At 21.8% G+C, this 23,208-nt stretch carries 19 protein-coding genes and 3 tRNA genes; 8 read left to right on the top strand and 14 right to left on the bottom strand.

Annotated elements, in window-relative coordinates:
• Positions 1-197 precede the first annotated feature (197 nt).
• The 6 genes from AB4W75_RS01535 to flgB all read right to left on the bottom strand — a co-directional run bounded on the left by AB4W75_RS01535 (position 198) and on the right by flgB (position 5,160).
• Complete coding sequence (locus tag AB4W75_RS01535; RefSeq protein ID WP_367679223.1) at positions 198-890, bottom strand: flagellar basal body L-ring protein FlgH; 693 nt, start codon at positions 888-890, stop codon at positions 198-200.
• 84 nt (positions 891-974) lie between these two features.
• A complete protein-coding gene (gene flgG, locus AB4W75_RS01530; RefSeq protein ID WP_367679222.1) occupies positions 975-1,757 on the bottom strand; it encodes a flagellar basal-body rod protein FlgG in 783 nt (260 codons plus the stop codon).
• An 18-nt stretch (positions 1,758-1,775) separates the two neighbouring features.
• Complete coding sequence (locus AB4W75_RS01525; protein WP_367679221.1) at positions 1,776-2,534, bottom strand: flagellar hook-basal body complex protein; 759 nt, start codon at positions 2,532-2,534, stop codon at positions 1,776-1,778.
• A 23-nt stretch (positions 2,535-2,557) separates the two neighbouring features.
• Entirely contained in the window at positions 2,558-3,778 is a 1,221-nt protein-coding gene (locus tag AB4W75_RS01520) for a flagellar hook protein FlgE (RefSeq protein ID WP_367679220.1), read from the bottom strand.
• 562 nt (positions 3,779-4,340) lie between these two features.
• Positions 4,341-4,745: a flagellar basal body rod protein FlgC gene (flgC, locus tag AB4W75_RS01515; RefSeq protein ID WP_367679219.1), complete on the bottom strand. Its 405-nt coding sequence runs from the start codon at positions 4,743-4,745 to the stop codon at positions 4,341-4,343.
• A 4-nt stretch (positions 4,746-4,749) separates the two neighbouring features.
• Complete coding sequence (flgB, locus tag AB4W75_RS01510) at positions 4,750-5,160, bottom strand: flagellar basal body rod protein FlgB (protein WP_367679218.1); 411 nt, start codon at positions 5,158-5,160, stop codon at positions 4,750-4,752.
• A 264-nt stretch (positions 5,161-5,424) separates the two neighbouring features.
• On the opposite strand from flgB, the gene flgA reads away from it, so the two are divergent.
• Both flgA and AB4W75_RS01500 read left to right on the top strand, forming a co-directional pair.
• Entirely contained in the window at positions 5,425-6,117 is a 693-nt protein-coding gene (gene flgA / locus AB4W75_RS01505; protein WP_367679217.1) for a flagellar basal body P-ring formation chaperone FlgA, read from the top strand.
• A 990-nt stretch (positions 6,118-7,107) separates the two neighbouring features.
• Positions 7,108-8,115 (top strand): OmpA family protein, encoded by a 1,008-nt coding sequence (locus AB4W75_RS01500; RefSeq protein ID WP_367679216.1) that lies wholly within the window; start codon positions 7,108-7,110, stop codon positions 8,113-8,115.
• Positions 8,116-8,198: 83 nt separating this feature from the next.
• Here the strand turns inward: AB4W75_RS01500 and AB4W75_RS01495 are convergent.
• Positions 8,199-8,286, bottom strand: a tRNA-Ser gene (locus tag AB4W75_RS01495).
• A gap of 370 nt (positions 8,287-8,656) precedes the next feature.
• Here AB4W75_RS01495 and AB4W75_RS01490 point away from each other — a divergent pair.
• A tRNA-Cys gene (locus tag AB4W75_RS01490) sits at positions 8,657-8,727 on the top strand.
• A gap of 23 nt (positions 8,728-8,750) precedes the next feature.
• Positions 8,751-8,837 (top strand) — tRNA-Leu (locus AB4W75_RS01485).
• A gap of 44 nt (positions 8,838-8,881) precedes the next feature.
• Here AB4W75_RS01485 and rsmC read toward each other — a convergent pair.
• On the bottom strand, positions 8,882-9,898 hold the full coding sequence (gene rsmC, locus AB4W75_RS01480) for a 16S rRNA (guanine(1207)-N(2))-methyltransferase RsmC (RefSeq protein ID WP_367679215.1): 1,017 nt from the start codon (positions 9,896-9,898) through the stop codon (positions 8,882-8,884).
• Between the two features lie 549 nt (positions 9,899-10,447).
• On the opposite strand from rsmC, the gene minC reads away from it, so the two are divergent.
• The 3 genes from minC to minE are packed head-to-tail and all read left to right on the top strand — an operon-like array spanning position 10,448 to position 12,253.
• On the top strand, positions 10,448-11,152 hold the full coding sequence (minC, locus tag AB4W75_RS01475) for a septum site-determining protein MinC (RefSeq protein ID WP_367679214.1): 705 nt from the start codon (positions 10,448-10,450) through the stop codon (positions 11,150-11,152).
• Between the two features lie 29 nt (positions 11,153-11,181).
• Complete coding sequence (minD, locus tag AB4W75_RS01470) at positions 11,182-11,994, top strand: septum site-determining protein MinD (RefSeq protein WP_367679213.1); 813 nt, start codon at positions 11,182-11,184, stop codon at positions 11,992-11,994.
• 4 nt (positions 11,995-11,998) lie between these two features.
• On the top strand, positions 11,999-12,253 hold the full coding sequence (gene minE / locus AB4W75_RS01465) for a cell division topological specificity factor MinE (RefSeq protein WP_367679212.1): 255 nt from the start codon (positions 11,999-12,001) through the stop codon (positions 12,251-12,253).
• 98 nt (positions 12,254-12,351) lie between these two features.
• Here the strand turns inward: minE and tsaB are convergent, their stop codons facing one another.
• The 5 genes from tsaB to zwf form a co-directional block, all read right to left on the bottom strand.
• On the bottom strand, positions 12,352-13,020 hold the full coding sequence (gene tsaB / locus AB4W75_RS01460; RefSeq protein WP_367679211.1) for a tRNA (adenosine(37)-N6)-threonylcarbamoyltransferase complex dimerization subunit type 1 TsaB: 669 nt from the start codon (positions 13,018-13,020) through the stop codon (positions 12,352-12,354).
• Positions 13,021-13,133: 113 nt separating this feature from the next.
• The gene (locus AB4W75_RS01455; protein WP_367679210.1) at positions 13,134-14,696 is read right to left on the bottom strand and encodes a TerC family protein; all 1,563 of its coding nucleotides are present in this window, start codon (positions 14,694-14,696) and stop codon (positions 13,134-13,136) included.
• A 321-nt stretch (positions 14,697-15,017) separates the two neighbouring features.
• Positions 15,018-15,227 (bottom strand): cold shock-like protein CspC, encoded by a 210-nt coding sequence (gene cspC / locus AB4W75_RS01450; RefSeq protein WP_367679209.1) that lies wholly within the window; start codon positions 15,225-15,227, stop codon positions 15,018-15,020.
• Between the two features lie 336 nt (positions 15,228-15,563).
• Entirely contained in the window at positions 15,564-16,439 is an 876-nt protein-coding gene (gene htpX / locus AB4W75_RS01445) for a protease HtpX (protein ID WP_367679208.1), read from the bottom strand.
• A gap of 611 nt (positions 16,440-17,050) precedes the next feature.
• Positions 17,051-18,514 carry a glucose-6-phosphate dehydrogenase gene (gene zwf, locus AB4W75_RS01440; RefSeq protein ID WP_367679207.1) on the bottom strand — a complete coding sequence of 488 codons (1,464 nt, stop codon included), beginning with the start codon at positions 18,512-18,514 and terminating at the stop codon, positions 17,051-17,053.
• A gap of 733 nt (positions 18,515-19,247) precedes the next feature.
• Here zwf and pyk point away from each other — a divergent pair.
• Positions 19,248-20,690: a pyruvate kinase gene (gene pyk, locus AB4W75_RS01435; RefSeq protein ID WP_367679206.1), complete on the top strand. Its 1,443-nt coding sequence runs from the start codon at positions 19,248-19,250 to the stop codon at positions 20,688-20,690.
• Between the two features lie 578 nt (positions 20,691-21,268).
• On the opposite strand, the gene aspS is transcribed toward pyk, so the two are convergent.
• Positions 21,269-23,017 (bottom strand): aspartate--tRNA ligase, encoded by a 1,749-nt coding sequence (aspS, locus tag AB4W75_RS01430; protein WP_367679205.1) that lies wholly within the window; start codon positions 23,015-23,017, stop codon positions 21,269-21,271.
• Positions 23,018-23,208 lie beyond the last annotated feature (191 nt).

Genomic DNA, 23,208 nt, shown 5'->3' with positions numbered 1-23,208 from the left:
ATCATAAATGAATTTAAAAAATTTATAAAATGAAATATTAAGTGTTTGTAGTAATATTAAATATTGTGATAATACAACAATAATAAAAAGTTTCGAATTTACATAATATTAATATATATATACTTAATAGTGTATTATTAAATGCAATTCTTATAATATTATAAAATTTTCTATATTGAATGAAAAATAGTATAATTTTACATTGGAGCTATTTTAAAAAATAAACGTTGTAACCAACCCATATGATTGTTTTTATTGACGTAATCATTACTGAGATATTCAATGTGTGCATCTGCTACTTGAGTAGAAATAACTGAATTATTATTACCAATAGTTTTAGGATTTACTATTCCTGAAAAACGAATTTTTTCCGTACCTTTATTAATTTTTATCGTTTTTTCTCCTATTACTTCCATATTTCCATTAGGTAATATATTTTCAACAGTAACAGTGATAATTCCTGTAAAAATATTTTTAGCTGTACTACTTCCTTTTCCAGAATATTCATTCTTACCAGAAGAATTAAATTCTGCTCTACTTTTAGAATTATTATTTATTATATTAAAAAGATTAGGAAAAGTAGTTAAACCTAAATTACTGTTTCCGTTATGAATAATATTTTCAGAAGAACTATTACTAGCACTAACATTTTCTTGTAATACAATCGTCATTGTATCTCCAATATTATGTGCTCTATAATCTTCAAATAACGATTGATTATTACTTTCTTGCATAATTGCATTATTAGGAATTGTTGAATAAATTTTTTTTGAATGATTAATCATTATTTGTGCTTGATCGTCATGTGGAATAGAGGAACAACCATTCAGTATAAGGAAAACACTGGTTATTATACAAATTTTAGATTTTAAAATAAATGACTTAGACACAGTAAAATTACCTTAAATTATTGCGTATTATGTTAATTTTATACATTTGTAATACTAAAATTAATAATTTTCTATCATAATATATTATAATTGAGATAATTTTTGTAGCATTTGATCAGAACTAGTTATAGCTTTACTGTTAATTTCATATGCTCGTTGTGTTTGTATCATATTAACTAATTCTTCAGCTACATTTACGTTGGATGTTTCAACAAATCCCTGATAAATTGATCCTGAACCATTCATTCCTGGTGCACTTTCGATTGGATTTCCTGAAGCATTAGTCTCTTTATATAAATTTTCACCTATACTTTCTAAACCAGTACTATTTACAAAATTAACTAAACTTATTTGTCCAATAGGAGTGTTTTTAACTTCACCTTGTAAAGTTACATGAACATAACCATCCCTTCCAATATTCATATTAATTGCATTAACTGGGATATTAATGCTTGGTTGAATAGCAAATCCACTATTAGTAACTAACTGTCCATTACGATCAATTTGAAATGAACCATCTCTAGTATACGCCATACTACCATCTGGTAGTTGTACTTGAAAGAAACCTTGACCATTAATTGCTACATCTTTCGTAGATCCAGTTTTTGATAAATTTCCTTGAGTATGAATTCTTTCGGTTGCAATTGGACGTACACCTGTACCTAATTGTAATCCAGAAGGAATATTTGTATTATTATCAGAAGTTAAACCAGGTTGACGTAGTGTTTGATACATTAAATCTTCAAAAATAGCATGAGATCGTTTAAAACCGTTTGTACTAACATTAGCTAAATTATTAGATATAACATTCATGTTGATTTGCTGAGCGTCAAGACCTGTCTTTGCTATCCATAAAGATGGAATCATAATTTAGTATTCTCATTATTAATTGTTTATATTTAGTATAGAATTAGCTTTTTGTTCATTTTCATTACAATCAGATATCATTTTCATTTGCATATCGAATTGTCTGGTATTATTAATCATATCAATTACATTTTCAGTAGGATTAACATTGCTTTCTTCTAAAGCACCTGGTATAACTTGTGCTTTTTCGTTCTTTTCCACAATTGAATCAACTGTAGGTACATTAGTATCTCGTAATCTAAAAAATCCATTTGGATGTTTGTATAAGTAACTATTATCTAATATATTAACAACTTTAACGGGTCCTATAGTTACCACTTTACTTTCATTATTTTCTTGCACTAATGCAGTTAACACACCATCAGAATTAAAAGAAGGAATTGAATTAATTGGTACTTTTACTGGAATACCTTTTGGATTCATAACATATAATCCTTTCATTGTTAATTCTCCTTTTTCATTAACTTCAAAATGTCCATTTCTTGTATAAAAATCTTCAAGTCTATCATTTCTAAGAAGAAACCAACTATAATCTTCTGGTAAAGCTATATCCAATGGTTGTTCAGTATGTCTAATTATTCCATGTGATAAATCATATTGAAAGGAATCGATGGTTAATTTATCATTATCATTTTCATTAGAAATTGTATGTAATAAATTTCTGAATTGAGCTTTAAAACCAGGTGTTGAAACATTAGCTAAATTATTAGCTGAGATTGCTTGTTTATTGATAGTTTGATTTGCAGCTTGTTTAGCAATATCTATTGTGTTATCCATACTTTTATCCTAAAACGAATAATTTATCGTAGATCATTCAATAAAGTTTCAAGTAATTGATTTTGTACTTGAATTGATTGTGATATTGATTGATAATTTTTTTGTGCTGTAATAAGATTTGTTAATTCATTATTTATATTAACATTAGAATTTTCCAAAGCTCCTATAGTTAAACAGTTTTCTTGGTTATTATCTGTCATTGATACAAATTTGGAATTATAGTTTTTATTTATAAACCATAAATTATCATCTTTTTTTGTTAAAGCATCTAAATTAGAAAAATTAGTAATAGCAATTTTCCCTATAAGATCACTTTGTTCATTAGTATAATATCCAATAATATTTCCATTTTCTAAAATATTGTATGAATATAATTCACCTGGTCTACATCCATTTTGCATCGGTACACTAAAATCAGTTGGTTGATCTTCTTGAATACAATCAACAAAATTAATTTTAACTTCAGATGTTTTAAAATCATCTGATTGAATAGTGACGAACTGAGGAGGATTAGCCATTAAAGGTCCTTCAGTATAAAATTCCAAAAAGAAACTTGTTAATTTTTTATTATTATCAGTTTCATCAAACATATGAATAGTCCATACTGTAGAAAAATTTTTTTTCCAGTATATACCAATAATATGTGGTTGTAATTTTTCGTCAAATAGTATCATATTAGTTTTATGATTATAAGTATTTGGATCATCTTTTACAAATGCATCTAAATGTGATAATTCCTTCTTATCAAATGTTATTTTTAAATCAACATTAGTAGTTTTTTTAGCTGGTATTTGATAAAATTTCTTAAAGTTGATTATTTCAGCATCTTTTTTTAATTTTTTTTCAGGAGATGTTTTATCTTGTAAATATCCAGTTAAATACATTCCATTTATATTAACTAAATTTTGATTTTCATCAAGATGAAATTCTCCATTTCTTGTATAATAAATAGAATTATTTAAATCTTGTAAACGAAAAAATCCATCATTATTAATATAAAAATCTAAATTATTTCCAGTTTTATTAATCGTACCAGGTGAATAATCTTGAGTGATACGAGATAATGCAGCTCCTGCACCATTATTTATAGAATTGTTATTTTGATTAGATTGATTGATCATATCATGGACATACGTTCTATCAGATTTAAATCCGTTAGTTGTTGCATTAGCTATATTGTTACCAATTGTATTAATTTGATTCATAGCTACTGTTAGTCCACTAATAGAATCTGAAAAACTCATATCTAACTTCCTTAAAGAAATATTAAAATTAAATTTTTGTGATTTTATTTATACTTTAATTCAATAATGTAGATACTTGAAATTTTATAATAAAATAATTAAATATAATAACAATATTTTTATTTTTTTTACAATCAAATAATCTATAAATAAATTTTTATAATTCTAATAATTCATTGGTATTTTATTTTTAATAGTACTAATGATTAATTATATATTAAGATTACAATTTATTTTAACTTTTTATTTAATATCTATATTAGATTGTATCAATGTTGATGAATTATTAAGATTATCAACATAGTTTTATTTGTTTTTTGTTTATAAAAATTATTTTATATATACTGAGATTATATTATATTAGTTCAATATATTATTTCAATTATATTTATTAATCTAATTTATATATTTTATTTATTTAATAACATACAAATTGTTATTTTTACATTACATACTTACATATATATACATTGGATTAATAACAAACATTTATTGATATCAAATTTTTACAAATAAATTTTATTTCTTATATATATTGAACATTTTTAACTAAATTTAGTTTTTATTGACCCATTGATAATGTTTTTATTAATAGTAGTTTAATGGTATTAATCATTTCAATATTTGCTTGATAATTTCGAGATGCTGAAATACTATCAATAATTTCAGAAACCACATTAACGTTTGAAGTCTTAACATAACCATTTTTATCAGACATGGGATTGTTGGGATTATATAATAAATTAAAAGAAGCTGAATCTGGTATAATTTTATCTATTTTAACTCCTCCTATATTTTTATTATTATCAAATTTTAATAATATTTTTTTCGCAACATATGGATACATTTTTTTATTTTTAATTATCATACTATCAACGTTAGCTATATTTGTAGCATTCATATTAATTTTTTTTGATTGTACATCTAATCCTGATGATGCAATATCTAACACATTGAATAAGTTCATATTTTTATCCTTGTATTACATTGAACATATTTTTAATTTGATTATTTAATAAAGTTAATACAGTTTGATACTGAATAGAATTATTAATAAATTTAACACGTTCTATATTCATATTGACAGAATTATGAATAGATGATTGATTTTTAGAATTTGTGTTAAATACTTTAATCTTAGAAATATAACTTTCGTTAGAATGATTAATATGTTTCCATGATGTGTTTATTAATGGTAATCGTTTGAAATTGATATTTTTTATCATAGATTTTTTTAACTCTTTGGAAAAGTTAATATCTTTAGATTGATAATTTGGAGTGTTGGAATTAGTAATATTAGATGCTAAAATTGCTTGTCTATAACTAATTAAATCTAGTGCTGTATCATTAAATTTAAAAGCATTATATATTTTATTGAACATACGATTCCTAAATATGTAATTAATGTGAATAATTATATTAAATTTTAATTAATAATTAATAATTTTTTAAAAATTACGTATTTATGTATTATATAATAAAATTAATACATAATCTACATTATGTATGTATTTTAACTTGATTTCATAAGATTTATTAATATTATATAAAAAATTATTTTTGTGTGTTTGTTTATTATATATTATATTTTAGTATTGCAATACTTTTATAATATTTTTTAGATATGATTGAAATCAGGAGATTTGATGTTTAATATTTTTAATATTATTATATTTTTTTTAACATGTTTTATATCATCAGTTAACTCTGCAGAATTACTAGATAAAAATATGGGAAGTAATTTTAATATTTCTAATGCACTAATGAAGTTATTACAAAAAAGAGATCCTATCCATTCTCATAATATGAAAATAAATATAAAAAATTTAAATAATATTAAAATTATTTGTAATAAACCAGATATTGTTCTAATGTCAAATGCTCCAAAATGGGGGAAAATGCATGCTGTAATTATTTGTAAAAATTTTAGTCAATTAATTCAATTTAATTTATTTGTATATGGAAAATACTTAGTATCAGCAAAACATATTAATTTTGGAGCAACCATATCATTCAATGATATTAAAGTTATAGAAGGACAATTAGATCAAATATCGGAAAACGTTTGTTTAAATACAAAACAAGTAATAAATAATATTGCCATGCGTCACATTCAACCAAATGAACCAATATTAATAGAAATGATACATAAACCATGGTTAGTTAAATTACATCAACGTATTTCAGTTATAATTAAAGGAAATGGATTTATAGTTATGTCTGAAGGAAAAGCTTTAAGTAATGCTTTAATGAATGATACTATAGATGTAGTTATGGATAATGGGAAAATTATTACTGGTATAGTTGGTGCTCATGGAGAAGTTGTAATTTTAAATTAATTATATTGATTATTTTATCTATGATATTCAATATTGATTCTATAAATAGTAGAACTGTGTTAATGAAATTGTTTATTTATGTATAATTCATATATTCATTTAATATTATATATTTTTTAAATATATTATATTCAATATATAAGTAATTTTTTAAATATTATTTTTGAACTTGAACACGATTTACATCAATTACAGTCAAATAATTAAATATATATTATTTTCTTAATTAAATTATATTTTACATATTTTTATGTATGTAATGTACTTAAAAAATAGTATTAAATAAATATATGATATTAAAAATTATTTTTCTATAATAATTTATCAATTTGTATATAGATTATATTATGAAAATTTCAGTAATATTACTTATAGTATCATATACAATATAAAATATTGTTTTTTATAATAAAATATATATTTTACAAGAATGAAAACACAGTAATATATTTTTTTTTACTTAAAATTCTTATAATAAAATTAATACAATTATTTTTCTTGTTTTCATTTTTTTAATTCATTTTTTTTTATATAGGTCTTTAATGTATTATTAGATGAATAATCTTATCTCTATTTGAAATTTATGATAATTATCATTGTATTATTAATATAAAATAATCTATAAATTATAATTTTTATTAATAAGAATAATTGTTCTTTTTATTATAATTGTAAATTTTTATTTATAGTAAGTGTATTACTATAACTTTAATATGTTATAAACATAAAATATTAAAAAATTAATTAATGATATTTTTTAAATTTGTATTGATGATACATAAATTTAAAATAAATTTATTTAACTAGTAATAAATACTATATCTATTTTAATCATGAAATATAAAAGTATTTTGTGTTATTAATTAAATAAGATTGATTTTTAGTTCAATTTAAAATATTTAAATATTTTAATATATTTTATTGAATAATGTATATTTTAAAATTTTTTTTTTGTAAAATTGTATTTTACCATAATAGAGTAAGGGGAATATGAAATATCCATTTTTTTTTATTGTAATTTTATTATTGTTTCCTGTTAACGTCAAAGCTGATGATAATACATCAGAGTTATATTTAGGTACACAAACTAATTTGTCTAATTCCAATCTTAAATCTTACTATAATTTTTTTAGTACCAAACATCTTAAGCAAAAAAGAATGAAAATTCCAAATTCTATTATATTAGGATACGAAAAAAATTCATATTTAAGCTTTGAATTAAATGTTGATAATATCAATATTGATAAAAATTATAGATTAAATCAATTTGAAAATATTGAACTAAATTCAAGTATCAAGTTATCTTATCCAATATTTAATAAGTTATTTATTTATCATAGCATAGGAAGTAAGATCCAACCTTATTTATTTTTTAAAAAATTACCGTTAAAACAAATAATGAAAAGTACAGCGAAATTAGTAGAAACATTTTCTATTGGTTTTGAACGAATGTTCAAAAATCATGTATTATATCGGTTTGGTTATGAATTAGAAATGAATTCTACAGATATAAAATATAACAATAAATTAGCATTTAAACATGGAAAATTTAATATGAGTTTTTTCTTTCCATTAGTTCCACTTCATTATTTTAATAAATCTAATTCTTTTATTATGAATACAACAACACATATAAAAGAAACAATTTTATTTCCTTTTGGAAGTTCTAAATTAACTTCTGCTGCTCATTTAATTTTAGAAAAATTGAATGAAAAAATAAAAAAAATGAATTTTTCTTACGTTATATATAACATTACAGGATATAGTGATAAATTTGGAATAAAATCTAAACAAGAAAAAATATCTGTTGATCGTATGAAATCAATTTCAAATTATTTGACATTTAGAGGAATAGCTAAAAAATATATTAAAGAAAAAACAATAGAAGAATCTTCCATTGCTAGTAAATTTTGTAAAAATATTAATAACAAATCGTTATTAATTAGTTGTTTAGCTCCGGATAGAAGAGTAGAAATTGATGTTGAGGGCATAAATTAAAAATTAATTAATTTAAAAAAAAAAAACAAAGTTTTCATTAATTAAATGTATAGAACTTGCAGTAATATTAAATTTACTACTTTTGGAGGGAGAGAGATTCGAACTCTCGGATGATCTTTATTCACCTGCGGTTTTCAAGACCGCTGCCTTAAGCCACTCGGCCATCCCTCCATTTATTATAATTATTTTACATTTAAATTATTTATTGTTTTTAAAATATTGTTAATTACTTTATTTTGTACAATAAATAAATTGAATAAAAAATTAATTTTAAATAAATTCTTACATTTATTATATCATAATTTTATATAAATATGTTTTTATTTATGATTATTAATTTATATATTTATTTTATTAATTATAATTTTTATTTATATTTAATATACAAAAATAATTATTTTTATTTTAAATTATCATAAATTTAAAAAAAAAATATTTTAATTAATATGTTTTTAATTATTTCTTGATAAAAATTGTAAAAAATAATAATATTATCTCTTGATAAATACTCTATTTTTAGTTTATTATATCAATAATATTAGGCGCGTTGGCAGATTGGTTATGCAGCGGATTGCAAATCCGTATAACTCGGTTCGATTCCGGGATGCGCCTCATATATTTTTCAAATCTAATTTGCCCGGATGGTGAAATTGGTAGACACAAGGGATTTAAAATCCCTCGGCTTTTTAGCTTTGCGGGTTCAAGTCCCGCTCCGGGTACCAAAAATATATTAAATAATTTAATATAATAAATATTAAATTAATTTTTATAAAAATGCTTGATATACAATAAAACAACGATTTTTTAATAAAATTTTAATTTTAGAAAAATATGTTTGTAATAATTTACAAAATAATAATGAAGATAAAGTGACAAATCTTAGTTCTCCATTTTTATTTAAGTATTGACTAGATTCTACTATTAATTTTTTGATAATTTTAGTAGTTAATTGTATGTCTTCATGTAAAGGTGGATTTGATAAAATTAAATCAAACTTTTCATTAATATTAGAAAATAAATCACTAGCTAATACTTTTCCTGGAATATTATTTAATTTTAGGTTATAAGTACAATTATCTAATGAAATTGAATCAATATCAATTAAAGTTAAATTAATTTTTGATGAAATTTGAAACAATAATATAGATAATACACCTGATCCACAACCTACATCGAGTACTTTTCCAGTATAATTTTTTAAAAAAGTTGAAGTAAGTAATAAAGTTCCCTGATCAATTGATTTATATCCAAAGACTCCAGGTAGTATTTTTATAGTCATATTATTAATTACATATGTATTAAATAATTTTTCTATATGGAATTGAATGCTTTGACGAATATTTCCAACATATATAGAACAATGTTTAGCAACATCTAATTTTTTTAAATTACTCCAGTTATTAATAATTTTTGGAGCACTACGTACTCCTTTAATATTTTTTCCTACAACAATTAATAGACATTTTATAAAATTACATGAAAATAAATATTTTAATTGAAATATTGCTTCTTTTTTATCTTTAGGCCAATAATAAATTAATATATCTGTTTTATAACAATGTTGTTCTTTTATTTTAAAATTAAAATGTACATAGCAATTTTTTATTTCATTATTTAATAATTTCCATATATTATATTTTGTTATATATATGTGAGTTAATTGAGAAGGTAATAAAAAAGGTAAATTATCTTTAATATCACCATAGACAAGCACGTTTTTATTAGAAAAAAAAATAGAATTTTTTAATAAAATTTTGCTTTCTTCTGTTAAATTTTTAATCATTTTTTATAAATTTTTATATATTAATGAATATATATATATTATTATACTATAAATATTAATATTTTATTAATTATTTATATATATATTATAGTTAATAACATTAATTAAAATATAAAAATTAATGTAAGATATAAATATTAATTTAATGTCAATATACTTATTTGTATCATTATTGAATAATATTTAATTTTTTTAGTATATATAAAAAATATTTCAGTATAATAATAGATATTATTTCTATAATATTTAAAATATAGTCTATTATTATAATATATATATATACGTAATAATGTTGTATTATAAATTTGTTATGAAAATTATAATTTCAATTAATGTATTAATATCATTATTAATATAGTTAATCAAATATTAAATATATAGTAAAAATTAAATATTATTCTTAATAATATTTTGTCTCTTACTATGAAATAAAAAATTAGTTTTTTAATAAAAATAAATATTTTTAATTTATTTCTTTAATATTCAAAAATTTTAATCAATATAATCTTACTATATATTTATATTGTAAATATATTAGAGTTAACTTATATGCAACATACACCAATACAATTTAAAGGTAGTTGTTTTACGTTTTTTGTTCTTTATTTATTAAGTAACGAAGTAAACATAGTAAAAACTGCAATACAAAAACAAATTCAAAAATTACCTAATTTATATACTCATGCTTCTGTAGTTTTAAATGTTTCATTGTTATCTGAAAAAATAGATTGGATTTCTATGAAACAAGCTATATTATCTACTGGATTATATATTGTTGGAGTAATTGAATGTAAAAATAATATGTTAAAAAAAATGATTATACAATCAGGTTTACCTGTTTTTTCAAAAAATAATAATTATTTTTTTAAAAAAGAAAAAAATACAAATATTCAACATTCTTCTGTAAAAATGTTACAATTCATGAACAAAACTTTAATAGTTAATACTCCTATTAGATCAGGTCAAACAATTTATGCTAAAGATAGAGATTTAATAGTTACTAGTCATGTAAATTCAGGAGCAGAATTGATTTCAGATGGTAATATTCATATTTATGGTATCATGCGAGGTAGAGTATTAGCTGGTGCTAATGGAGATACTAGTAGACAAATTTTTTGTACTAATTTTTTTTCTGAATTAATTTCTATAGCTGGAGAATATTGGTTAAAAGATAATATTCCGTTACATTATTTTGGAAAAATGGTAAATATTTTTTTTAATAATGGATTATTGCAAATTAAATTAATTGATTAAAAAATATTTTTTCAAGGATATTACTACATATGACACGTATTATTGTTGTTACTTCAGGAAAAGGAGGAGTAGGTAAAACTACCTCTAGTGCAGCTTTAGCTACTGGATTAGCATTAAAAGATAAAAAAACGATTGTTATAGATTTTGATATAGGATTAAGAAATTTAGATTTAGTAATGGGTTGCGAACGTAGAGTGGTATATGATTTAATTAATGTAATTCAAGGAGAAGTATCTCTAAATCAAGCTTTAATTAAAGATAAAATGACGAATAATTTATTTATATTGCCAGCTTCTCAAACAAAAAACAAAGAATATTTGACTAAAGATGGTGTAAATAAAATTTTTGAGGAGTTAACACAAATGAATTTCGAATATATTATTTGTGACTCTCCAGCTGGAATTGAAAAAGGAGCAATTTTATCTATTTATTTTGCTGATGAAGCAGTAGTAGTGACTAATCCAGAAGTTTCATCTGTCCGTGATTCAGATAGAATATTAGGAATATTATCATCACAATCTCACAGATCAGAAAAAAAATTAAAACCAATAAAAGAATATTTATTGTTAACTCGTTATGATCCAACAAGAGTTGCACAAGGGGACATGTTAAGTGTTGATGATGTATTAGATATACTGAGAATACCTTTAATTGGAGTTGTACCTGAAGATTGTGGTATTCTAAAGTCTTCTAATCAAGGTAAATCAATAATTTTAGATTCTCATTCTAAAGCTGGACAATCATATTCAGATACAGTGAATAGATTACTTGGAGAAATGTGTCCTTTTCGTTTTCTTAAAGAAGAGAAAAAAAGTTTTTTTAAAAGATTATTTGGGAGATAAAGTAATGCCTTTATTAAGTTTTTTTATATCTAACAACAAACAAACTGCTAATGTTGCTAAACAAAGATTGCAAATCATTATAGCTAAAAATAGAAAAATAAATAATTATGAACCAGATTATTTTCCAATGTTAAAAAATGAAATATTATTAGTGTTATCTAAATATATAAATATACATCCTAATATGATTAAAATTCATTTAGAACAAAAAAAGAAAAATATTTCAATATTAGAATTAAATATTATCTTACCAAAATAATGTTATATTGTATTGATGTAATAATATTTGTAGTAAATTTGTTAAATTTTTAAAATTGAATTAATATTTATTAATGTTAATAATATATATATATATTATTAAACATAATTATATAAATAATTAGGTAATACTTTTTTAATAGAATTTAATTTATTTTTTTTTATCCAATTAATAGATAAAGTAATGATATCTCTAGCATGAGGAATGCTTATGCTTTTGTATTGTTTTATTTGATTGCAACTACAATTATGCATATAATTCCATCCGTTTCCTACTTTTATCCAAATAGATTTAAATTTTGATATTTTACGACATATTTCTTGATTATTTAATATTATTTCTTTTGAATGTTTTTTCCATGTTCCGCATGGATTTTTTATATATTCTCCCCAATAAATTTCTGTTTTATTTGATCTTATAGCTATGATTATTTTTTTTTTACTAGTTATTCTCCATGCTTGTTCAGCTAATACTTCTAAAGTAGAAAAAGTAATTATAGGTATATTCATTGTTATAGATAATCCTTGAGCTACGCAAATTCCTGTTCTAATTCCTGTAAATTGTCCAGGACCATTAGAAACAGCAATATAATCTATATTTTTTAACTTTAATTTATTACGATTTAATATTTCATTAATCATTGGTAATATTTTTTTAGTATGATCATTACTACAATATTGCAATATATAATCAATATTTTTTCCTACAAGTAACGCTACTGAACATCCTTGTAAAGATGTATCTATAGATAAAATAATGTTATTCATAATTATTCTTATTGAAATTAATATAGTTATATACAAAATTATAATATATATAAATATACATATAAAATATATATAAATATAGTATAAATTAATATTAATAAAAATAAAAAATATTAATTTATTTTATTTGTATATTTTTTAATACGAACTAAATCAATTCGATATTCGTTTGCTTCTAATATTTGAAATTGTAATGGAGGAATATAAATAATATCTCCTGGTAAAGGAAGTTGTCCTTTTTGTGCTATTAGTAAACCTGCTAACGATGCATAGTGTTTTTCTGTTGTTAAATTTTCAATGTCAAATAATTGTTGCAAGGAATGTAAATCAGTACTTCCTTTTACTAACCAACTATTCTTTTCGGTAACAATTTCTGGTGTTTCATCAGCGTCTGGAAATTCTCCTGCAATAGCTTCTAATAAATCTAGTGGTGTAACGAGACCTTGTATTACTCCAAATTCATTACTAACTATGACTAAACTACCTTTTGATTTTTTTAATACACCTAATAAATTAATCGAATCTAATGTATCTGGAATAATAATTGGAGGAGTAGTCGTAGCAAATTCTATTATATTAGTATTAGTTTCTAATTTTACTAAAAGTTCCTTTGCTCGTACAATTCCAATAATTTCATCTAGTTCTCCTTTGCAAATGGGAAATAAACTATGAGGAGTATCTAATAATTGTGTTCTAATTTCATCTCTTTCTTTTTCTATATTAACCCATGAAATAGCCCTTCTAGGAGTCATAATACTTCTTATAGAACGAGCTGCTAATGTTAACACTCCATTAAGCATATACTTTTCTTCTTCTTTAAAAGTAGTTGATTCTGATGGTATAGTCAATTCTGTAGTATTATTATTTTTCGTAACGTATTCTTCATTATTATTTTGTCTTTCTTTAATCATTAACCTTAATATAGCTTCTGCTGCTCTTTGTCGCATTGGTCTTTTAGATTGATGTTTAATAAAATTGTGACGAGCTATTTGATTAAATAATTCAATGATTATTGAAAAACCAACAGCAGCATATAAATACCCTTTTGGTATAGCAATACCTAATGCTTCTGATACTAATGACAATCCAATAATTAATAAGAAACTAAGACAAAGAACAACTATAGTTGGATGTAAATTCATAAAATTAGTTAAAGGTTTAGAAGCTAATAACATTAAAATCATAGCTATAATTACAGCTATCATCATAATAGATAAAGAATTAACCATTCCTACAGCAGTAATAACGGAATCTAATGAAAATACAGCATCTAAAATTACTATTTGAATAACTACAGGCCAAAAACTTGCATAATTTTTATTATTTAATTTTTCATGCTGATGATTTTCTAGTCTTTCGTGTAATTCGATAGTAGATTTTAATAATAAAAATAATCCTCCAAATAATAAAATTAAATCTCTACTAGATAAACTAATATACTGATTTTGAATGATTGGATGTACTAATGTAACAATCCAAGACATTAAGGATAACAAACTTAATCTCATTACTAGAGCTAAAGTCAATCCAATTGTACGAGCTGTATCACGTTGGGATGGAGGTAATTTTTCTGTTAAAATAGATACAAATACTAAATTGTCTACACCCAATACTACTTCTAAAGTAATTAGTGTTAATAAACCTACCCAACTTGATGAATTTAAAAAAAATTCCATTTTAATCTCTATAGAATATAGTAATTTGTGATGTTATTGTAAATACTATATTTAAAATGATAAATATATATTATAATTAATTTATATTAATCAATATAAAATTAAACACAAAATATTAACAATTTCATTGTTAATTATTTTTTTATTTATTAAGACATAAACAATAGTATTTTACGTATCTTAATTTATAATTATTTTATATATATAGTAATATATTTCTGAAAAATAAAAGCCTCCGCATAATTTTGCAAAGGCTTTTTATTTTAATAAATTAGTATTTTCACATCAAATTAAAATTATTATTACTTATTTATATTAAAATTAAATAGAAAATACGTTTATTGCTGCTGGACCTTTTTGTCCATCTTGAATTTCAAATTCAACATTTTGACCTTCAGAAAGAGTTTTAAATCCATTACCTTGTATAGAAGAAAAATGTACAAAAACATCTTGACTTCCATCAGATGGAGTAATAAAACCAAATCCTTTAGATTCATTGAACCACTTAACTTGACCTTTAATCTTTGCCATTTTGTAATTCCTTAAAATATTGTTTTGGAAAAAACAGAGACATTACTGCATGATGGCATGAATTTAAGATTCGGCAAGAGAAGTTGCATCAACGTCTTTACTCTGAATTTTGTTAACTTTGTAATGCCTTTCATAAACAGAATTGTAACTTGTTTTAATTAGAGAATATTATTTTATAATATGCTTGATAAATTATAAATATCAAATATAATTACTAAAAAATAAAAAAATTTCATATTTTTATAATTATTATATATGGTTTTTTTTATAAAACAATATATTTGTATTAACAAAATTAAATAAAAACATTTATTTTTGATTAAATAAATATGTATATTACATATATTGTTCATTATATAAAGCTGTAATACGCTGTTCTAATGAAGGATGAGATCTAAACAACTGTAATATTGATGTATTTTTTCCATGAATACATAATGTAGTTATATTTTTTGGTTCTTCTGGTTCAGAACTCATTTTTAATTTTTCTAATGCTGCAATCATGTTATATTTTCCTACTAGTTTAGCAGATCCAGCATCAGCATAAAATTCTCGATTTCTAGAAAACCAAAGAACAATAATATTTGCTATAATTCCAAAAATTATATCTAATATTGTAGATATAATGATATAAGTAATCGTAATCTGATTATTATCAGTATCTTCTTTATTATTAAAAAAATTCATAGCTATTATATTAGCAAATAAACGAGAGAAAAAAATAACAATTGAATTAATTACACCTTGTATTAAAGTCATAGTAATCATGTCTCCATTAGATATATGACTTATTTCATGTGCTAATACTGCTTCAGCTTCGTTTATATTCATTTTGTTCAATAAACCACTAGAAACAGCTATCAATGATGAATTTTTTCCAAATCCAGTAGCAAAAGCATTGATATCTTCAGCTGGAAAAATTGCAATTTCAGGTATATTTATACCAATTTTATTAGAGTAATAATGTATAGTATTGATTAACCATTGTTCAGTTTTATTGTTTGGATTTTTAATAATTTTCCCTTGAACAGAATATAAAGCTATCCATTTTGACATAAATAATGAAATAAGTGATCCACTAAATCCTAATAATCCTGATATAATAACTAAACTATATAAACTATTAGTATCAATTTTAGTGAGATTTAAAATTAATCCAAACATTAACATTACTGCTAAATTAGTGAATAAAAAAAGTATAATTCGGATCATATAATTTTTTATTTCCTGTTCAATTAATAATATTATTATAATTACATTCATTTTTTTTTATTATTTTTAAAATTAGAAATGAACGTATATTCTATTTTATTCAATATATTTAAATATAAACAAAAATTTAAAAATGTTAAAAATTCAATATAAGTTATTTAACTAGTCATAATGAGATATCATTTATCAATCATATGAATGATATAAATAAATTCTATTATTATAGTAATATATATATTATGTATTTTTGTAAAATATATAATTAAATTTACTTTCTTAAAATTATAATAAAAGTAAATTACTGTATACAAAAATAAAAAATAACATATATATATTATAATAATAATATATATACATATTAGTTATTTACTAAAATTTAAATAATCATTAAACATATTTATTGATCAAACAATAAAATCATGCTTGATCAACGTTAAAATGATTATTAAAAAATTATTTAATTTCAAATATATGATTCGAAATGTAATATATTAAATAATTATTTTAATAATATAAATATAATATATAAAAATTATATGAATTAATTCATAATATTTAGTTATAAATATATATTTATAATAAATTACAATTAAATTACAATAAATATATTGTTAATTCCAATTACGTTTATCTTTTTGAATCATATCATTAGATAAAGTAGGTCCCCATGTTCCTGCAGGATATAGTTCTGGTTTTGTATTATTTTTTTTCCAAGCATTAATTATAGAATCTACCCATTTCCAAGCTTCTTCTACTTCATCTCTGCGGACAAATAAAGATTGAACACCTCTCATACTTTCTAATAACAAACGTTCATATGCATCAATTAGACAATTTTTATCAAAATTTTCGATATAATTAAAACTTAATTTGGTTTGAGTCAAATTGTTAGTAGAATTTAATTCAGGAATTTTATTTAAAATATGAATATCAACTCCTTCGTTAGGTTGTAATCTAATTATAAGTTTATTTTGAGGTAAAATAGGAATAGATTCTTTAAATAAATTCATTGATAAATTTTTAAAAAAAATAGAAATTTCAGAATACTTATTCGGTAATCTTTTTCCTGTTCTTAGATAAAATGGAACTCCAGACCATCTCCAATTGTCAATATCTACTCGAATTGCAACAAATGTTTCAGTATTACTTGATTTATTAGCTCCTTCTTCATTAATATAAGAAGGGACAGGTATTCCATTTATTTTTCCAGTTGCATATTGCCCTCGTACAGTATTTTTATCTATATTGTTTATATCAATTAATCTTAAAGATTTTAATACTTTAACTTTCTCATCTCGAATACTATCCGCATTTAAGTTATTTGGAGGATCCATAGCAATAATACTTAATATTTGTAATAAATGATTTTGTACCATATCTCGCATTTGTCCTGTTTTATCAAAATAGTCCCATCTTCCTTCTATTCCTATTTCTTCAGCAACAGTAATTTGAATATGATCAATAATTTGATTGTTCCAATTATTAGAAAAAATTGTATTAGCGAATCTTAAAGACAATAAATTTAATATAGTTTCTTTTCCAAGATAATGATCGATTCTAAAAATTTGTGATTCTGTAAAATATTTTCCTATTTGATTGTTTATATCTTGAGATGTTTTTAGAGAAGTACCTAACGGTTTTTCTATAACAATTCTAGAAGGTGGAAAGTTTAATTCAGCCAATCCTAAACCATTGCATATAGCTCCATAAATATTTGGTGGAACTGCAAAATAATTAATAATAGTTCGTTTTGTTTGATCTAATAATTTTTTTAATTTAAAAAAATCACTAGTTTTGTTAACGTCTAAGTTACAAAAATCTAATCTATCATGTAATCTTTTCCACAATAATTCATCTATTTTTTCTTTCATAAACGTTTCTAAAGCAGTTTTTACGATATATTGATAATATTTTTTATCCCAATTAGCACGACCAACTCCTATAATTCTTGTATCTTGATTTAGTTGATTTGCTTTTTCTAGCTGATAAAGGGAAGGAATTAATTTTCTCTTTGCTAGATCTCCTTTAGCTCCAAAAATGATTAAATCGTATCCTCTTTTTATTTCTTTTAGCATGTTTTAACTTTTTTCCTATTATATTACATAAAATTTGAAATGTGATTTAGAATATGTATTTAGTTCTAAAAATAGTTTGTAATTATTAATGTTTAATATATTTATAAATATTTTAAATGTGTTCTTAAATTTATAAATTATAATTTAATATATTTAAAAGAAATTACTTATGAATAATTAAATTTATTTAAATATTTTTTATACATATAAAAAAATATTTTTAACAATTACTTTTATATGAAATTATTAATTATTTTATTTAAACATTTTTATAAAAATATGTATAATATGATAATTTTAAACCAATATTAATACATATTTAATATAATTTAATGTATTACTTAATAAGTATCAATTGATAGATTATGATATATAATTTGTTGTTTTAATTTATTTAATCCTATTATTTTAATTCTATATACAAGTTAAATAAATAGTATTGATATGATTTTTTTTATAGATTTTAATCTTATATATATAGTAATTATATCTAATAATTAGAGAATAAAATATATACAATAAATAAATAATTAATATATTTTAAACCAATAAAAATAAGATTGATTGCAATAGTAAATAACTTTTATTATATTAATAATACGTTTTATTTAATAATTGATTTTAATTAATCGATTGTGAAATTATATGGAACTATTTTAGTATTAATATTATTGAATAATTTTTTAATTTTGAAAAAACTTTTTTAGTTAATTATTTTATATAGGAACAGGTTATGTTAAGACGTTTACGGCGTACTAAAATTGTAGCTACCTTAGGGCCTGCTACTGATAGAGATAACAATCTTGAAAAAATTATTAAATATGGAGCTAATGTATTAAGATTAAATTTTTCTCATGGTTCAGAAGAAGAACATAAATTAAGAGCTAAAAAAGTATATGAAATTATGAGTAAATTAAAGTGTAATGTTGCTTTATTAGGAGATTTACAGGGTCCAAAAATTAGAATCACTGGTTTTCAATTAGAAAAAATATTTTTAAATATAGGAGATCTTTTTGTATTAGATTCTACTTTAGGAGTAAATGATGGTACTGAAAAAAAAGTAGGGATAGATTATAAACAACTTCCTTCTGATGTTTTTGCAGGAGATATATTATTACTAGATGATGGTAGAATACAATTAAAAGTAATAAAATCAACAAAACAAAAAATTTATACTAAAGTAAATATAGGAGGTTTTCTTTCTAAAAACAAAGGAATAAATAAATTAGGCGGTGGTTTATCTGCAAAATCTTTAACAAAGAAAGATAAACAAGATATTAAGTTAGCTTCTCAAATAAACGTTGATTATCTTGCAATTTCTTTTCCAAGATCAGCTGATGATATACATGAAGCTAGAGAACTATTAATTCAATCTGGTAGTCATGCAAAAATTGTAGCTAAAATAGAACGTGCAGAGGCAGTATTAACAGAATCAATTATGGAAAGTATCATTTTAGCATCGGATGCAATTATGGTTGCAAGAGGAGATTTAGGAGTTGAAATAGGAGATCCTGCTTTAGTTGGAATTCAAAAAACATTAATTAGAAAAGCTCGTCAATTAAATAGAGTGGTTATTACTGCAACTCAAATGATGGAATCAATGATAATTAATCCATTACCAACTAGAGCAGAAGTTATGGATGTAGCTAACGCTGTTTTAGATGGTAGTGATGCTGTAATGTTATCCGCTGAAACAGCTTCTGGTAATTATCCTGTAGAAACTGTAAAAGCTATGGCCAAAGTATGTAAAGGAGCTGAAACAGTTCCGAGCATTAATGTATCTAGACATCGATTAGATGCTAAATTTAATAGTATTGAAGAATCAATTGCAATGTCTGCAATGTATTCTGCAAATCATTTATCGGGAGTCACTGCAATTATAACTATGACAGAATCAGGGAGAACAGCATTAATGACATCTCGAATAACATCAGGATTACCTATTTTTGCTATGTCTCGTCATAAAAATACATTAAGATTAACTACTTTATATCGTGGAGTTACTCCTATTTATTTTAATAGTAGTCAAGATGGTGTAATAGCTGCTACTGAAGCAGTAGTACTTCTTAAAAATAAAAAATTTTTAATACCTGGTGATTTAGTAATTATAACTCAAGGAGATATTATGAGTTCGATAGGAAAAACTAATACAATTAGAGTACTACTTGTTGAATAAATATAACTTAAATATTATAGATTATATCTAATTATTGTTTGGATTAATTACTTTTTATTTATAATTATGAATTAATAAATCAATTTTAATATAAAGAGTATAAAATGTTTTTTGATAGTACACAATTATTTTTTTATAATTTTGTGTATAAATTAATAAAATGTTTTATAGAGAAGACTAAATTATAAAAAATATATTTTTTAATATTATTAATATATTTTTTTTATAAACTATTTATAATGTATTTGAATTAGTAGACGATATATTTTATGAATATTATTCAATAATCAATTCATATCAATGCAAGATTTGAAAAAACGATATTTTTACTTATTTAAAAGATACTTTTTAATTTTTAATTTCATAAATATTTCATTTGAAAATATATATATTATTTTAAATTAAAAATTATATTTTATATATAAATATACATTGGTATTATTATAAAATACTTTTATTTTGTAATATAATATAATAAAAATATTTATTTTTATACGAAATTAAGTATAAGTAAAATATTTTCAGTATGTTATTTAAACAAAAAAAAATAATTTAATCTATTATTTTATTTATAAATATTATTCTAAATATTGAATATATAATTCTTTTAATATTTTTGTATCAATTTTATTAGGAGCATTGGTCATTAAGCAAGAAGCTGTCGTTGTTTTAGGAAATGCGATGACATTTCTAATATCATTATTATTAGTTAATAACATAATTAATCTATCTAATCCTATAGCCATTCCTGCATGTATAGGTGCTCCATATTCTAATGAATCAATAAAAAAACCAAATTTATTTTTTTGTTCTTTTTCTTCTATTCCTAATATACTAAATACAGCTTTTTGCATAATAACATCATTAATTCTAACAGATCCTCCTCCTAGTTCATATCCATTAATTACTAAATCATATGATTGTGAAATAACTTTAAGTGGATTATCTTTTAACTCTTTTATTGTAACATTTTTAGGAGAAGAGAATGGATGATGCATACTAACTAAATTTCCATTAACTTCTTGATGAAACATAGGAAAATCTGTAATCCATACTGGTTTATAACTATTCCATGAAATGATTTTTAATTCTGTTCCTATTTTAGGACTAATGTTTTTAAAAATTTCATTCACAATTTTACTATGATGACCTATAATAAATATTACATCACCTATATTTGCCTGAGTTTTTTTAATGATTTTTTTAAGAATGTGTATCGGAAAAATTTTATTAATAGGATTATATTTATTAGTATTTTCTAAAACAGTTTCTGGATTATTTATGTAAAATAGTTTACAATCACTAAATTTTTTTACTATATCTACATAATTATTAATTTCTGTTATTCCAAGAATAGTTCCTTTAGGAATACGTATAGCTACTATACGATAAAATTCATCTTGCATGAATGGTAGTAAGTACTGTACATTTTTTACTATTTCTTTTATATCAATCATTTTTAAAGGATTACGTAAATCAGGTTTATCAGTTCCATATAATTGCATAGATTCTAAAAAAGTTATTTTAGGAAAGATTTCAAACTGAATATTTTTAATTTTAAACCATAATGCACATATCATGTTTTCTATAATTTTTTGTACTTGAGTAGAGTTAACAAAAGCTAGTTCAACATCAATTTGAGTAAATTCTGGTTGTCTATCAGATCTTAAATCTTCGTCTCTAAAACATTTTGCTATTTGATAATATCGATCCACTCCTGATATCATTAATAATTGTTTAAATAATTGAGGAGATTGTGGTAATGCATAAAATTTTTTTATATGAATTCTACTAGGTATTAAATAATCTCTAGCTCCTTCTGGAGTTGATTTTGTTAAAATAGGTGTTTCTATATATATAAAATGGTTTTTATTCATGAAATAATGAACAAATTGAAGTACTTTATGACGTATTTTTAAATTATTAAACATATCTAGTTTACGTAATTCTAAATATCTATATTTTAAACTAATTGAATTATTGTTGTTCTTGGTATTATCTAATGGTATAGGTTTAGAAGTATTAATAATCTTTAAATTAGAGATTAATACTTCAATATTAGAGTTATAGATAATATTGTTTGTTTTTTTGTATTTTTCTTGAACAATTCCTGTCACTTGTATACAAAATTCATTTCTTAACTTCTTTGCTTGTAAAAATAAATCAATGTTATTTATATTAAATATAATTTGAATTAATCCTGAACAATCTCGCATGGTTGCAAAAATATTTTTTTTTAAATGACGAATATTATGTATCCAACCACATAAAGTTACTATTTTATTAATATGAATTAAATTTAATTTTCCACAATATTCAGTACGCATTATATGTGTCCTATTTTACAATTTAATAAATACTCATTATTACATTTAATAAATGTTGAATTATATTATTTTTATTTTTTAGTTAAATATATATATATTTAACTAAAATAAGAATCTTATTTAGGAAATATATAATTTAATTCATTTAAAAATTATTTTTTTTGTTTTTAAAACATATAAAATTTAAAATA

The organism is Buchnera aphidicola (Eriosoma lanigerum), assembly GCF_964059125.1.
Classification (GTDB): Bacteria; Pseudomonadota; Gammaproteobacteria; order Enterobacterales; family Enterobacteriaceae; genus Buchnera_D; species Buchnera_D aphidicola_C.
Note: the sequence above shows the minus strand (reverse complement) of the source record. Positions and strands in the feature narration are given on the sequence as shown.